The organism is Sphingomonas sp. HT-1 (assembly GCF_048568905.1).
Classification (GTDB): Bacteria; Pseudomonadota; Alphaproteobacteria; order Sphingomonadales; family Sphingomonadaceae; genus Sphingomonas.
In genome coordinates this window covers 359,382-375,032 of record NZ_CP183770.1, presented here as the reverse complement: position 1 = coordinate 375,032, position 15,651 = coordinate 359,382, and the positions used below count along the sequence as shown (strand labels likewise).

Annotated in this window: 7 protein-coding genes; all 7 read left to right on the top strand. The window is 65.7% G+C overall.

Features of this window, described 5'->3' with window-relative positions; genetic code table 11:
• The first annotated feature begins 225 nt into the window (after positions 1-225).
• From ACNFJ7_RS01715 to ACNFJ7_RS01685, 7 genes are read left to right on the top strand one after another with little or no spacing between them, the layout of a single operon-like run.
• A complete protein-coding gene (locus ACNFJ7_RS01715) occupies positions 226-2,547 on the top strand; it encodes a beta-N-acetylhexosaminidase (RefSeq protein WP_019371286.1) in 2,322 nt (773 codons plus the stop codon).
• On the top strand, positions 2,544-5,132 hold the full coding sequence (locus ACNFJ7_RS01710; RefSeq protein ID WP_019371287.1) for a beta-mannosidase: 2,589 nt from the start codon (positions 2,544-2,546) through the stop codon (positions 5,130-5,132). Before ACNFJ7_RS01715 ends, ACNFJ7_RS01710 begins: the two co-directional genes overlap by 4 nt.
• On the top strand, positions 5,132-7,693 hold the full coding sequence (locus ACNFJ7_RS01705) for a glycoside hydrolase family 3 C-terminal domain-containing protein (protein WP_419724230.1): 2,562 nt from the start codon (positions 5,132-5,134) through the stop codon (positions 7,691-7,693). Before ACNFJ7_RS01710 ends, ACNFJ7_RS01705 begins: the two co-directional genes overlap by 1 nt.
• Positions 7,690-9,117: a glycoside hydrolase family 125 protein gene (locus ACNFJ7_RS01700; RefSeq protein WP_019369992.1), complete on the top strand. Its 1,428-nt coding sequence runs from the start codon at positions 7,690-7,692 to the stop codon at positions 9,115-9,117. Before ACNFJ7_RS01705 ends, ACNFJ7_RS01700 begins: the two co-directional genes overlap by 4 nt.
• The gene (locus ACNFJ7_RS01695; protein ID WP_019369993.1) at positions 9,117-11,441 is read left to right on the top strand and encodes a GH92 family glycosyl hydrolase; all 2,325 of its coding nucleotides are present in this window, start codon (positions 9,117-9,119) and stop codon (positions 11,439-11,441) included. The genes ACNFJ7_RS01700 and ACNFJ7_RS01695 overlap by 1 nt, the downstream gene beginning before the upstream one ends.
• Positions 11,441-13,642 (top strand): hypothetical protein, encoded by a 2,202-nt coding sequence (locus ACNFJ7_RS01690; protein ID WP_019369994.1) that lies wholly within the window; start codon positions 11,441-11,443, stop codon positions 13,640-13,642. The genes ACNFJ7_RS01695 and ACNFJ7_RS01690 overlap by 1 nt, the downstream gene beginning before the upstream one ends.
• Positions 13,639-15,558, top strand: coding sequence for an alpha-L-fucosidase (locus ACNFJ7_RS01685; protein ID WP_019369995.1), 1,920 nt, complete (start codon positions 13,639-13,641; stop codon positions 15,556-15,558). Before ACNFJ7_RS01690 ends, ACNFJ7_RS01685 begins: the two co-directional genes overlap by 4 nt.
• The last annotated feature ends 93 nt before the right edge of the window (positions 15,559-15,651 follow it).

Below are 15,651 nucleotides of genomic sequence, written 5' to 3'. Positions count from 1 at the left end.
CGCTGCCCACCGAAGCAGCGCCTAGAGCAAGCTCCCCGCGGAGCGCAAACGTTACCTCGGGGATATACATTGGTACGATGATACCAACAGCCTGAAGCGACTAGGTCAAGCGTATAATTGAAAAGAACTATGTCCGCCCGCGCAAGCCTATTGTCCGATAGGACCTAAATTGGTTACACCCTTTCCTGGCCCCAATCGGTGGCCGAGAAACGAGGGGAGTTTCCGATGCGCGCGTTCCTGCAACAGGCAAAGCATTCAGGCTGGGCGGCGATCCTGCTGTCTTCGACCGCTTTCGCCCAGACGGTGCCGCCGCTTACTCCTTTGCCCGCGAGCGTCACGCTCGGCAAGGGTAGCTTCACGATCGCGAACGGCGCCACGTTGGCCGTGCCGGCGGGCGACAACGCCGCCACCGCTGCCGCGCGCCTGCTCGCCGCGCATGTGAAGGTGGAGCGCGGCCTCACGCTGGGCACCACGGGCACCAGTGGCGCGATCCGTTTCGAACGCGACGCGGGCGTCAAGGGCGATGAGGCCTACCGCCTCATCATCGACACCAAGGGCGTGCGCATCGCCGCCTCGGGCGACCGCGGTTTGCTCTACGGCGCGATGACGCTGGCGCAGCTGCTCAGCCCGGACCACGGCTTCGGCAAGGCGGTGAAGCTGCCGGCGCTCAGCGTCGAGGACGCGCCCCGCTTCGGCTGGCGCGGGCTGATGCTCGACGTCGCCCGCCACTTCCAGCCGATCGAATTCGTCTACGGCGTGGTCGACCAGATGGCCTCGGTGAAGCTCAACACGCTGCACCTCCACCTCACCGACGACCAGGGATGGCGCTTCGAGGTGAAGCGCTATCCGAAACTTACCGAAGTGGGCGGCTGGCGTACCCCGCCGAGCACCGGCGGCGCGCCGGGCCCGAAGGTCGGCGGATTCTACACGCAGGAACAGCTGAAAGGCCTGGTCGCCTATGCTGCCGAGCGCGGCGTGACCATCGTGCCGGAAATCGACCTGCCGGGCCACGCCCAGGCGCTGGTCGCCGCCTATCCCGAACTCGGCATCTTCGGCGACAAGCCGGAGGTGTCGCACGACTGGGGCGTGAACCCCTATCTGTTCAACCCCGGCCCCAAGGGCATCGCCTTCGTCAAGGAAGTGCTCGACGAGCTGATGGCGGTGTTCCCGGGCACCTATGTCCATCTCGGCGGGGACGAGGCGGTGAAGGACCAGTGGGAGCGCTCGCCGGAGGTGCAGGCGCAGATGAAGGCGCTCGGCATCAAGACCGAAAACGGGCTGCAGAGCTGGATGATCGATCAGTTCGGCGCCTATCTGGAGGGCCATGGCCGCCGCCTGATCGGCTGGGACGAGATCCTCGAAGGCGGCCTGCCGCCCTCGGCCTCGGTGATGTCGTGGCGCGGCGAGAAGGGCGCGGTGGAAGCCGCCAATGCGGGGCATGACGTGGTGCTCTCGCCCGCCCCCACCCTCTATCTCGACAGCCTGCAGAGCGATCGTCGCGACGAGCCGCCGGGCCGCCTCTCGATCCAGACGCTGGCCGATGTCTACAAGTACGAGCCGATGCCCGTCGGCATCGATGCGGCCAAGGCGAGCCATGTGCTCGGCGCGCAGGGCAATGCGTGGAGCGAATATCTGATCACGCCGTACCAGGTGCAGCACATGCTGTTCCCGCGCGCCGCGGCGATCGCCGAGATCACCTGGTCGGGCAAGGACAAGCGCGACTTCGCATCGTTCGTCAGCCGCGTGCAGCCGCAGATGGCCCGCTGGCGCCGCTCGGGCATGGAAGTCGCCGACAGCGCGTTCGCGATCGACTACAAGCTGCAGGGCACGCGCGGCGAGGCGCTGCGGGCGAACCAGGCCAAGGTGGCGCTCGCCACCCAGACCGGTTTCGGCACGATCCGCTACACGCTCGACGGCAAGCAGCCCACCGCCAAGTCGCCGGTGTACAAGGCACCGTTGACGCTCAAGCCCGGCACGACGATCACCGCCGCGGCGTTCGACGCAGCCGGCATCGTCACCGCCACCCCGCGCAGCTTCGATACCAGCCGGACGGCGCTGCTCACCCGCACCAGCTCGGACATGGTGGCCTGCCCCAGGGGTGCGCTCGGCCTGCGCGTGCCGCTGACCGCCGAGTCGCAGGAAAATGCGCCGGTGTTCAACGTCAACCTGTTCGATACCTGCACCGCCTATCCGGCCGCGCCGCTGGACGTGGCGACCGGTTTCACCGTCGATGTCGCCCGCACGCCGCGCAACTACGGCCTGGCGCATGATTTCAACAAGGTGCGCGCCCATTACAATGTCAGCACCCATGGCGAGCTGATCGTCACCGCCCGCTGCATTGCCGCGTCCAAGGATCCGGCGGTGAAGCGGATCGTCGTCGCCACCTTCCCCCTGCCCGATCCGGCCAGCGCGCCGCAGCAGTTCCGCTTCACCGGCAGCCTGCCCAAGCTGGCGGGTGACGAGGACCTGTGCTTCCAGTTCACGTCGCCGCTCAGTGACCCGTTCTACACCGTCGAGAAGGTGGTGCTGACGGAGGCGGCCAAGTGAAGGCGCGCACCCTCGCCCTGCTACCACTGCTTGCCCTCGTCACGCCGGCCTGGGCCGATCCGCGCCAGTCGCTGTCGCTCGACGGCGCCTGGGAAGTGCGCATCGACCCCAGCGACGCCGAAGCGGCCAGGGCGCATCCGAAGGAATCCGTCTGGTTCCCGGCCAAGGTGCCCGGCAGCGTCCAGCAGGACCTGATCGCGGCGAAGCGCGTGCCCGATCCCTACAAGGGCATCAACGAGGCGCCGATCCAATGGGCAGGCCTCACCCGCTGGCAGTTCCGCCGCACGCTCAACGTCACGCCGGCGATGCTGGCACGCGACCATCTCGACCTGGTGTTCGACGGGCTGGACACCTTCGCGACCGTGACGCTCAACGGCCGCAAGCTGATCGAGACCGACAACGCCCATCGCCGCTGGCGCATCGACGCCAAGCAGGCGCTGAAGGCCGGCGCGAACGAACTGATCGTCACCATCGCCTCGCCGATCAAGACACTGCAGCCGATGGTGCTCGCGGAGAAATTCCCGCTTCCCGGCGAATATGATTCCGCCTTCGGCGACGAGCCCAAGGGCAAGCAGACCTCGCCCTATATCCGCAAGCCGAAATATGATTACAGCTGGGACTGGGCGCCGCGCCTCGTCAAGATCGGGCTGTGGCGGCCGGTGCGGCTGGAAGCGTGGGACGATGCGCGCATCGAAGGCTTCCGCGTCGACCAGGAAGCGCTGATCCCGGCGGAAGCGCGGCTGGTCGCGCGCTGGAAGATCCTCACCGATATCGAGAAGTCGGTCACCGTCCGCACCCGCGTCACCGGCCCAGACGGCAAGACGGTTGAGGCCAGTCGCACGCTGGCGATCGGCATGGGCGAAAACGACGTCAGCGTTCCGCTCACCGTGCCCAAGCCCCAGCTTTGGTGGCCCACCGGTTATGGCGCACAGCCGCTCTACAAGGTAGAGGCGGTGCTGGAGGAAGACGGCGCCGTCAGCGACCGCGTGTCGCAGCGCATCGGCCTCCGTACCGTGGAACTGGACACACAGGGCAGCGGCTTTGGCTTCCGCATCAACGGCTTACGCATTTTCGCCAAGGGCGCGAATTTGATCCCGTTCGACATGTTCCCAACCGCCGTGACCGAGGCACGCATGCGCCGCATGGTCGCCGATGCGCGCGACGCTAACATGAATATGATCCGCGTCTGGGGCGGCGGCTATTATCTGGACGACGCGTTTTACGCCGCCGCTGACGAACTCGGCATGATGGTGTGGCAGGATTTCATGTTCGGCGGCGCGGTGACCCCGCCAGACGCCGCGTTCCGCGAAAATGTTCGCAAGGAAGCCGAGCAGCAGGTCGCCCGGCTCCAGCCGCACCCGTCGATCGTCGGCTGGAACGGTGGCAACGAGATCCTGTCCGGCTGGGAAAACTGGTCCGATCGCAAGGCGTTCAAGAAGAATGTCGGCGCGGACGAGCAGGAGCGGATCGGCGCCGGCATGGCCGTACTGTTCGATCGCACCCTGCGGAACGCCGTGCTGAAGGAAGCACCCGGCAGCACCTATTGGCCCGGGTCGCCCTCCACCGATTATACCGGCCCCACGGATACGGACGCCAATGGCGACCGCCACTTCTGGGACGTCTGGTCGGGCTCCAAGCCGGTCGAGCGCTATCTCGACGGCTGTGCACGCTTCATGTCCGAATATGGCTTCCAGGCGATGCCGAACCTGTCGACGATCCGTGGCTTTGCCGGAAACGGTCCGCTGGCGATCGACAGCCCGGTCCTCAAGGCGCACCAGAAGTTCCTGGCCGGCGAAGGCAATAGCCGCCTCCAGCTCTATCTCGACCAACGCCTGCGCAAGCCCGCCGATTTCGCCGATCTCGTCTATCTCACCCAGGTGAACCAGATGCAGGCGATCGGCATGGCCGCGCGCCACCACCGCGCCTGCGCGCCGATCACCATGGGCTCGCTCTACTGGCAGCTCAACGATGCGTGGCCCGCGATCAGCTGGGCGAGCATCGACTATGATGGCCAGTGGAAGCTGCTCCAGTACGAGGCGCGTCGCATGTTCGCGCCCCAGGCGATCGTCGCCGAGCACAAGGACGGCGCGACCCGCCTTGCCGCCGTGTCCGACGCGACCAACCTGATCGCGGCCGAATGGCGCGTGCGCGGCTTCACCATGGACGGTAAGCCGCTGGCTGCGAAAGCCGAGAAGTTCGACTTGTCCAACGGCTCGCTCGAACTCGCCAAGATCGCCGATGCGGAGCTGTTCAGCGACGCGGCGCCTGCGCAGAGCTATGCGGTTGCCGAGCTGTGGATCGACGGCAAGCAGGTCTCGCGCCAGATCGTCGAGCGACTGGCGCCCAAGGACATGGCCTATCCCGCCCCGCGCCTATCGGTTCGCTGGCGGGACAAGCAGGTGACCGTCACCGCTGGCGCGCTCGCCCGCGCGGTGATGCTCGATTTCGGTACCACCGTCGCGCAACCGAGCGACAACGGCTTCGATCTGCTGCCCGGCGAGAGCCGCACCCTCACCATCACGTCCGAGGCGAACGCCGCCGCGCTCGCCCGCGCCCTCACCCTTCGCACCCTGGGACCCCGTTGATGCCTCTGCTCCCCCTGCTGCTGCTCGCCGGCGATCCCGATCCGGTCGCCGCCGCCGTCGCCCAGATGACGATCGAGGAAAAGGCCGCCCAACTCCAGAGCACCGCGCCCGCCGACCCTAAGGTCGGCCTGCCTGCGTATGACTGGTGGAACGAGGGCCTGCACGGCCTCGCCCGCAACGGCACTGCCACCATATTCCCGCAGGCTATCGGGCTTGCCGCGACGTGGGACGTCGCCTTGCTCCACAAGGTGGGAGACACCGTCGCCACCGAAGCGCGCGCAAAGTTCAACGCGCTGCCCGTGACGGCCGATCGCAAGATTTATGAAGGGCTGACCATCTGGTCGCCCAACATCAACATCTTCCGCGATCCGCGCTGGGGTCGTGGCCAGGAAACCTATGGCGAGGATCCGTTCCTCACCGGCCGTCTCGGCGTCGCCTTCATCCAGGGTCTGCAAGGGCCTGATCCCATGCACCCCAAGGTAATCGCCACGCCCAAGCATTTCGCGGTGCATAGCGGCCCCGAAGCCGGCCGCGACGGATTCGACGTCGATCCCAGCCCGCAAGATCTGGAATCGACCTACACCCCCGCTTTCCGCCTCGCCATCATCGAGGGCAAGGCGCAGTCGCTGATGTGCGCCTATAACTCGATCCACGGCACCCCCGCCTGTGCATCGGGCGCGCTGATGAACGATCGGCTGCGCAAGGATTGGGGCTTCAAGGGTCTCACCGTCTCGGACTGTGATGCCGTGGCGAACATCCACCTGTTCCACCACTACCGGCTCGACGCGGCCGAAGCGTCCGCCGCCGCGATCAAGGGCGGTATGGATCTGAACTGCGGCACCACTTACGCGGCGCTGCCCCAGGCGGTGAGGCGTGGGCTGGTGAGCGAAGCCGAGGTCGATGGCGCACTGAAGCGTGCACTGGACGCGCGCCGCGCGCTCGGCATGGCCTTTGGCGGCGCCAATCCCTGGAGCAAGATCAAGCCCAGCGAACGCGGCACCCCAGCCCACCGTGCGCTGGCGCTGGAAGCCGCGCGCAAGGCGATCGTGCTGCTCAAGAATGATGGCGACCGTCTACCGCTCAATCCCGGCGGGCGCATCGCGGTAATCGGCGCCAATGCCGACGATCTCGGCGTGCTAGAGGGAAATTATCACGGCACTGCGAAGGATCCGGTGACGCCGCTCGACGGCATCCGCCGCGAGTTCGGCGCCGATAACGTGGTATATGCGCAGGGCTCGCAACTGGCCGAAGCAGGTGCAGTGATCATGCCCGAAACCGCTTTCCGTGCCGACGGCAAGCCGGGCCTGAAGGCTGAGTATTTCGCTTCCCCCTCGGTAACCGGCACCCCAGTCGCCACGCGACGGGACAGGCGCATCGACTTCAACTACACCCGCGCCGCACCGCTGCCGGGCCTCAGCGCCACCGGCTTCGCGGTGCGCTGGAGCGGTGAATTCACGCCTCCGGGCGCTGGCGACTATGAGCTGGCGATCGATATCCCCGCCTGCTGGAAGGACTGCAACACGCACGACGCCGTACGGCTATGGGTTGACGGCAAGCTCCTCCACGACGGCCCGCTCGGCAAAGCACGCGTCGCGGTGAAGGTCGCCAGCGACGGCAAGCCCGTGCCGTTCCGCATGGAGATCGACCACCGCAGCGAAGACGGAGGCGTCCGCCTGATGTGGCAGCCGCCCGCCGAGCCGATGCTCGCGCAGGCGCTTGACGTCGCAAAGAACGCCGACACGATCGTTGCCGTACTCGGCCTGTCGCCCGATCTCGAGGGCGAGGCGCTCAGCGTATCCATCCCCGGCTTTGTGGGTGGCGACCGTACGGACATCGCCTTGCCCCGGCCGCAGCTCGACCTGCTCAAGGCGCTCCGCAAGACCGGCAAGCCGCTGGTACTCGTGCTCACCAGCGGCAGCGCGGTCGCGGTGGACCCGACGCTGGCCGATGCGATCCTCGAGGCCTGGTATCCGGGTGAGGAAGGTGGCACCGCGCTCGCGGAGACGCTGGCCGGCAAGAACAACCCCTCCGGCCGCCTGCCACTCACCTTCTACGCCTCGGTCGACGATCTGCCCGCGTTTGTGGATTACGGCATGAAGGAGCGTACCTATCGTTACTTCACCGGCAAGCCGCTCTGGAGCTTTGGCCACGGCCTTAGCTACACGCGCTTTGCCTATGACAACGTGGCGGTGAAAGCCGCCGGTATGGGCCAGCCTGTGCAGGTCACCGCGAAGCTCACCAACGCAGGCAGCCGCGCGGGGGAGGAAGTCACGCAGATCTATGTCGTGACGCCAGATGCCGGTAAGCAGGGCGGGTTCACCACCCCGGTCCTGCAACGCCAGCTCGCCGGCTTCCATCGTGTGGCGCTCGCGTCGGGCAAGTCAACGAGCCTTTCGTTCGCCCTCGATCCGCGCAGCATCAGCAGCGTGGCCCGGGACGGCACCCGCCGGGTGCTGCCGGGCGCCTATCGCTTGTGGATCGGCGGCGGTCAGCCCGGCGACGGCCCCGGCCAGTGGGCAGACTTCACTCTAACCGGCGAAGCACAGGAACTTCCGAAATGATCGACCGCCGTACCCTGATCGGCTCCGGCCTGGCGCTCGCCGCCACCCCCGCTTTCACCCGACCCGCACCCGTCTTCGTCAGCAAGCGCCCCGCGCCTGCTGACCGCCGCTTCGTCAGCAAAGCCGTGGAACGCGAGATCCTGCGCGTCTCCAAGCAGATCGCCGATCCCAAGCTGCGCTGGATGTTCGTGAACTGTTACCCCAATACGCTCGACACCACGGTAAAGATGGGCACGGTCGACGGAAAGCCAGACGCTTTCGTCATCACGGGCGATATAGATGCGCTGTGGCTGCGCGACAGCTCAGCCCAGGTGCGGCCTTATCTGCATCTGGCGAGGGAAGATGCCGATCTCCGCCGCCTTTATCATGGCCTGATTGCGCGGCAGGCGCGGTGTATCCTGCTCGATCCCTACGCCAACGCATTTCTTGAAGATCCAAGCGCCCGGACCAAGCTCGGCTGGGCGCTCCACGACAGGACGGAGATGAAGCCGGGGGTCGCCGAGCGGAAATGGGAGATCGACAGCCTCTGCTATCCGATCCGCCTGGCGCACGATTACTGGAGGGCCACCGGCGACACCACGCCGTTCGATGCGCGATGGGCGGACTCCGCCCGCACGATCGTTCGCACTTTCCGCGAGCAGCAGCGGAAATCCGGCCCCGGCCCCTATCGATTCCAACGCGGCAGCGAACGCCCGACCGAAACGCTGATGCTCGATGGCTATGGCGCGCCCACCCGTTCAGTGGGCCTGATCCATTCGGGCTTTCGCCCGTCCGACGATGCCTGCGTCTACCCTTTCCTGATCCCCGCCAATCACTTTGCCGTCGCCACATTGCGCGAACTGGCGGTGCTGGCGATGGCGGCACGGCAGGACGCGGCACTGGCAAGCGACGCTACCGCGCTGGCCGACGAGGTCGCCGCAGCGCTTCGCGACTATGGCACGATGCGCCTACGCGATGGCCGCGAAGTCATCGCGTATGAGGTCGACGGCTTCGGCAACACCTTGTTCATGGACGACGCCAACGTTCCTTCGCTTTCCAGCCTCGCATATCTGCGCTGCTTCGATCGCGCCGACCCTTTGTGGCAGCGTACCGCCGCCGCGGCGTGGAGCGAGGCCAACCCCTATTGGTCGCGCGGGAAGGCTGTCGAAGGTATTGGCGGACCGCATGTCGGTCTGGGCCAAGTCTGGCCCATGTCGTTAATCATGCGCGGCTTCAACCAAGATCACGATGTGCAAACCGTTCGCAATATCCTGCGAATGCTTAGCAATAGCGACGCCAACACCGGCTTCATCCATGAAGCGATGGACCAGGACGATCCATCCAAATTCACCCGTGATTGGTTTGCCTGGGCCAACGGCCTGTTCGGCGAACTGATCGTCCACCTCGCATCCGTGCAACCCAAGCTTCTTCAGGAAACGCTGTAATGCTCTCCCGCCGCCGCCTGCTTGCCACCAGCGCCATTGGCCTCGCCGCTTCGGCCGCTGCCCCGCGCCTTGCCTTCGGCCAGTCGCCGCGCCGAACCGCGCCCAATCTTTTCATCGGTACCGACGGCACCGGCCACACCTATCCGGGCGCCAGCTTGCCTTTCGGCATGGTCCAGCTGAGCCCCGATACCGGCGTAGAGCGCTGGGAGACCTGCTCGGGCTATTATCACAGCGACGGCTCGATCCTCGGTTTCTCGCATACCCATTTGTCGGGTACCGGCATCGGCGACATGCTCGATCTGCTGGTCGTACCGGGTCGGGGGCAGGTTGTTCTGCAGCCCGGCACGCGCGAAAAGCCCGAAACGGGCTATCGTCAGCGCTATACCGATGAGCGCGCGGAGCCAGGCTATTACCATGTCGCGCTGAACAACGGCGTGAAGGCGGAACTCACCGTCACCGAACGCACCGGCTGGCATCGTTACACCTTTCCCGCTGGCCCAGGTCATGTGCTGCTGGACCTTTCGCACTTGATCCTCGACAACTCGGACAGCCCGCCGCTGATCCGCGATGCGGTGATCGAAATCGAGCAGGATGGCACGATCACCGGTCGGAGACACGTCTTCCGCTGGGCCAAGGGCCGCAAGATCTTCTTCGCGCTTCAGCTGTCGCGCCAGCCCGATCGGATCACGCTCTATGCCGATGACGACGCCGAACAGCCCGCTGGCAGCCGCAAGGTCACCGGGCAGAGACTCAAGGCGGTTCTGCATTATTCGGACGCGGGAAATGCGCCAATTCTCGTGCGTTGCGGCATTTCCGGCGTTGATGTCGCCGGCGCCCGCAAGAACCTTGTCACCGAAGCGCGACATTGGGACTTCGATGTTGTTCGCCGCGAAGCCACCGCCCGGTGGCAACCGGCGCTCGACGCGGTTCGCGTCGAAGGCGGAACGCAGGATCAGCGGACCATCCTCGCCACCTCGCTCTACCATGCGCAGCTCGCTCCGACGCTGTTCTCAGACGTCGACGGCCGCTATCTCGGCATGGACGGGCAGATCCACACGGTGCCGAAGGGCGGCGCAGCCTACAGTACCTACTCGCTGTGGGACACCTATCGCGCACTCCACCCGCTGCTCACCCTGATCGATGCGGATCGCACCAAGTCACTTGTCGATGACATAATCCGCCAGACCGCGCAGTCACCCTACGGCCCCTTGGTCTGGCCGCTGCAAGGTAAAGAAACTGGCACGATGATCGGCTGGCACGGCGTCGTGCCGCTCGCCGAGGCGCAGGCTAAGGGCATCAAGGCCGATTATGCCGCCGCCTGGCCGGCGATCCGACGGCGCAGCTTCGATTTCACTGCCAAGGATCTCGATAACAGCAAGGGTCGCGATCTCTACGACCGGATGGGCTATGTTCCGGCGGACAAATGGTTTGAGAGCGTCAGCCGTACCCAGGAATATGCCTATGACGATTGGGCATCGTCGCATCTCGCGGCAGCGATCGGCGAAAAGGCCGACGCTGATCGACTGCGAAAACGCGCGGCCAATTGGCGCAATGTGATCGACGGCAGCATCGGGTTCGCCCGCCCGCGCTTCAGCGACGGCAGCTGGTGGACACCCTATGATCCGATCCAGCTCGGCCACATGCCCAAGCCCTGGTGGCGCGACTATACCGAGGCCAATGGCTGGCAGGCGACGTTCCTCAACCAGCATGACGTCTATGGATTGATCCAGCACATGGGCGGCGACGCGAAGTTTGAGGCGAAGCTTGACGCGCTGTTCACCGCGCCGTCGACGCTGCCCGCCAATGCCCCGCCCGACATTTCGGGATTGGTGGGGCAATATGCCCATGGCAACGAACCCGACCAGCACGCGCCCTATCTCTATGCCTATACCGGCGCGCCGTGGAAGACGCAGGCAATGGTTCGCCGGCTGTGCACGGAGATGTACAAGAACGATCCAGACGGCATCATCGGCAATGACGATTGCGGCCAGATGAGCGCTTGGTTCGTCTTCTCGTCGCTCGGCTTCTATCCAGTCGATCCGGTGGAGGCAGTGTACGTCTTCGGCTCGCCCCTGTTCGAGCGTGCCGAACTGAAGGTGGGCGCCGGCAAGCGGCTGGTGGTGGAGGCGCCGGGCAATCGGGCGGACACACCCTATGTCACGGCCATTCACTGGAACGGCAAGCCATGGCGAAAGAGCTGGATCGCACACGCCGATCTGGTGAAGGGTGGCACCCTGCGTTTCACCATGTCGGATAAGCCCAACCCTGCCTTCGGCCGCGCGCTTGCCGATCGACCGCCGTCGAACGGCCGCACGCCAGGCTGATGCTACTCGCCGCTGCGCTTCTGACGACGGCGCCCTGCGTCGCCGCCGGTACTGGCGGCAAGGTGGCGGCCGATCTGCTGCGCACGCGGCTGGCCGAGCAGCAGGCCCCCTGTGCGCAGGTGCTGCTCGCGCCGCTACCGTCGGTGGAGGCCGCCCTACCTGCAAACAGGCGCGCGATGTGGCGCAAGGCGGCGCCACGGGCGCTGCCCCGCGAGGGCTTTGCGGTCCGCCGGATCGGCGACACGCTGGTCATCACTGCGCGGGGCACGCGCGGGCTGGTCTATGGCGCTGGATGGTATCTGCGCACCGGCGCACGGCCCCAGCGCTATCAGAGCGCCCCCGCCCGGCAGGTGCGGCTCACGCAGATCGGCTATCGCGCCAAAAATAACAGCTACGATGCCTGGACCCTGGCGATGTTCCGGCGCCGAATCGAGGATTTTGCGCTGTGGGGTGCCAGCGGCGTGCAGGTAATCGCGCCGATTTCGGACGATGACGCCACCAGCCCGCTGTTTCCTGCGCCCCCGCTGGAAACCCTGCGCGGCATCGGCGAGATAGCGCACCGGCTCGGTATCGATTTCGCGCTCTATTATCCGAACCTGCACGACTATGCGACGCACGCCGAGCGTGCAGAGGAGGTCGCGCGATTCCGCACGCTGCTGAACCAGCTGCCGATCGTGGATGCGCTTTACATTCCCGGCGGCGACCCCGGCCATGCCGCACCTGCCAACCTGTTTCCGCTGGTTGCGGAGCAAGCGGCAGCACTGCGGGCGCGCAACCCGGCGGCAAGCGTGTGGATATCCACCCAAGGCTTCGACGCGGCGGGGCTGGATGCTTTTTATGCGCAACTCGCCCGCCGCCCAGGCTGGCTGACTGGCATTTTCGCCGGCCCCCAAACACGGGACCCGGTGGCCGTCCAGCGCCGCCACCTGCCCCACGGCTACCAGCTGCTGCTCTATCCGGATATCGCCCACACCATGCACGCGCAGGTGCCGGTCGATCGCTGGAGCCCAGCCTTCGCGCTGACCCAGGGCCGCGAGCCGATCAACCCGCGCCCACAAGCGATGGCGGCGCTGTTCCGGCATCTCGATCCGGGCAGCAGCGGCTTCGTCACCTATTCCGAGGGGGTAAACGACGATGTGAACCAGTTTCACTGGTTCCGTCTGGGCTGGGACCCACAGGTGACGCCCACGGCCTTCGCCGCCGACTATGGCCGAGCCTTTATCGGCGATCCGGCTGCGGCTCGGGCGATCTTGGCACTCGAACGCAACTGGGAAGGCGATCCGGCGGCCAACGCCACCATCGATGCCACGCTGGCGCTTATCGACAGGCTTAAGCCTGCCAGCTGGGCGGATTGGCGCATGGACGCGCTCCACTACCGCGCGGTGTATGACGCAATCGTTCGCCACCGCCTGATCGCCGCACGTGCCCGTGAGACGGCCGCACTGTCCGCTGTGGATGGCGCGACAGCCCGCGCTCGGCTGGCAGAGCCCGATCCCGCGCCGGTGCAGGCGCTGCGCGCCCGCCTGTTCGCACTGGCGGATCGGCTATGGCAGGGTGCTAGGCTGCAGCTCAGCGTAAAGCGGTACGGCGCATCCAATATCGAGCGCGGCGCCAATCTCGATCGCGTCGATGTCGACCTGAACGATCGCGTCTGGATCGAGCGGCAACTCGCCACCCGCACGCCCACGCAGCTGGCCGATCATGCCCGCACGCGCGAAGGTGCGCTGTACGACGATCTTGGCGATCCGTGGAACGCGCCGCACCTGGTGCGCGGCAGCAGCCCAGCAGCCGATCCGCTGCGCTTCCAAGGCGCGATCGAAGGCATTGCCGATCGTACCCCCAACCAGGGATGGCGCATGTCCTGGATCAGCTATGCCGAGAGCCTGTACGATGCACCGTTGCGGCTGCGCTATACAGGGCTCGATCGCAAGCGGCGCTACCGTCTTGTCGCCACCTATGCAGGCGAGGACTATTGGCTGCCGATGCGCCTTGTCGCCAATGGCAGCATTGAACTCCATCCGCCGCTGGATCGTGCGACCAACCCGATGACGGTGGAATTGGCCATTCCACATGCCGCAACACGCGGCGGCACCCTCGATCTTGCCTGGACGCGCCCCCCCGGCATGGGCGGCAGCGGCCGTGGCCATCAGGTCGCCGAGACCTGGCTCATCCCCGAACCTCTCGCCGGAGAACGCAAATGACCGATCTATCCCGACGTGCACTCGTCGTCGCCGGACTCGCCACCCCGGCGCTTGCCCGGGCCACCACGGCTGCCACCCGCACGCCCGCACCCAAGCCGTTCGGCGCCACCCCCAGCCCGCGACAGTGGAAGTGGCACCAGCGCGAGCAATATGCCTTCATTCATTTCTCGGTGAACACCTTCACCGACAAGGAGTGGGGCTATGGCGATGAAAGCCCCAAGACCTTCAATCCTACCGACTTCAGCGCGGATCAAATCGTTGCCGCTGCCAAGGCGGGTGGGCTGAAAGGCCTGATCCTGGTGTGCAAGCATCATGACGGCTTCTGCCTGTGGCCAACCAAGCTTACCGAGCATTGCATCCGCAACAGCCCTTACAAGAACGGCCAGGGCGATATCGTCCGCGAAATGTCCGATGCGTGCGCGCGCGCCGGTTTGCCGTTCGGCGTCTATCTTTCGCCTTGGGACCGCAACCATCCCGACTATGGCCGTCCTGGCTACATCACCTATTATCGTGCCCAGTTGACTGAGCTCTGCACCCAATATGGCAAGCTCTTCGAAGTGTGGTTCGACGGCGCCAATGGCGGCGACGGCTATTATGGCGGCGCACGCGAGACGCGGAAGATCGACGCACCGGCCTATTACAACTGGCCCTCGATCGTGGCGCTGGTCCACAAGCTGCAGCCCGATGCCTGCACCTTCGATCCGCTGGGTGCCGACATCCGGTGGGTGGGCAATGAGGATGGCGTGGCAGGTGACCCCTGCTGGCCCACCATGCCTAACCATCCCTATGTTCAGCGCGAAGGCAACTCGGGGGTGCGCGGCGGCGCACTATGGTGGCCGGCAGAAACCGACGTGTCGATCCGCCCCGGCTGGTTCTTCCATGCGGACGAAGATTCGCGCGTCAAGAGCCCTGAACGACTCATTCAGATGTATGATGAATCCGTTGGTCGTGGGACCAATCTAAACCTCAACCTGCCGCCGGATCGGCGGGGTCGCATTCCCGACCAGGACGTGAAGATCCTGAAGAGCTATGGCGATGCGATCCGCGCAACCTTTGCGCGCGATCTGGCCCAGGGTGCCATCGCTCAGGCCAGCGCTGTGCGCGGCCCAGGTTTCGAGGCCGCGCGCGTGCTAGACGGCAATCGTGAGACCTATTGGTCGACGCCGGACGGTGCCACCACGCCCACGCTGACGCTGGACCTGAAACCGGGGACGCGCTTTGACGTAATCCGCCTGCGCGAATATCTGCCGCTGGGCGTGCGGGTGACGCGCTTTGCCGTCGACGCGGAAATCAACGGGAAATGGCAGCAGATCGCCGAGAAGGAGTGCATCTCGGCCCAACGGGTAATCCGCTTGCCCCAGCCGATCGCGCCCCGGCGGGTGCGCCTTCGCATACTGGAAGCGCCAGTGTGTCCGGCAATCAGCGAATTCTCGCTGTTCCACGCGGTACCGCCGGTGCCTGTTGCGCCGATCGTTTCCTCCGACCCAACCGTAATCGACACCCGTGCGTGGAAGATCGTATCGCCCGGCGCACCCGGAGCCGAAAAGCTGCTTGATCGCGATCCCGGCAGCATCTGGACGACTCCTGCACCCAAAGCTGGCGCACCGGTGGAAGTGACGATTGATCTCGGCACCACCACTGCGCTCGCCGGCTTCAGCCTCACTCCGTCACGCCACGTGATGACCGACGCTGCGCCGCCCAAGCGCTACGAAGCGGAAACCAGCGCAGATGGAATCGATTGGGCCGCCGCCGCCGCAGGCGAGTTCAGCAACATCGCCTATGCTCTATCCACCCAACGCATCCCGCTCGAGAACGTTAAGCCGGTGCGATATCTGCGGCTGCGATTCACCGAAACCGCCGTGCCGGAGCCGAAACTGGCCATAGCGGAGATCGGTGGCTTCATTGCTCCACGCTGAGTCGCGCTGATCTCCAGCTTACGTAATCGCGCCGGATTGGTCCCACCGATCCGGCGCGTTGCGTTTGAGCAACAATCGCCAGGAAACGATCCT

Excerpts from the sequence above, each read along its gene's own strand:
- ACNFJ7_RS01685 (WP_019369995.1), top strand. The coding sequence starts at position 13,639 with ATGACCGATCTATCCCGACGTGCACTCGTCGTCGCCGGACTCGCCACC.
- ACNFJ7_RS01700 (WP_019369992.1), top strand. The coding sequence starts at position 7,690 with ATGATCGACCGCCGTACCCTGATCGGCTCCGGCCTGGCGCTCGCCGCC.
- ACNFJ7_RS01715 (WP_019371286.1), top strand. The coding sequence starts at position 226 with ATGCGCGCGTTCCTGCAACAGGCAAAGCATTCAGGCTGGGCGGCGATC.
- ACNFJ7_RS01705 (WP_419724230.1), top strand. The coding sequence starts at position 5,132 with ATGCCTCTGCTCCCCCTGCTGCTGCTCGCCGGCGATCCCGATCCGGTC.
- ACNFJ7_RS01695 (WP_019369993.1), top strand. The coding sequence starts at position 9,117 with ATGCTCTCCCGCCGCCGCCTGCTTGCCACCAGCGCCATTGGCCTCGCC.
- ACNFJ7_RS01690 (WP_019369994.1), top strand. The coding sequence starts at position 11,441 with ATGCTACTCGCCGCTGCGCTTCTGACGACGGCGCCCTGCGTCGCCGCC.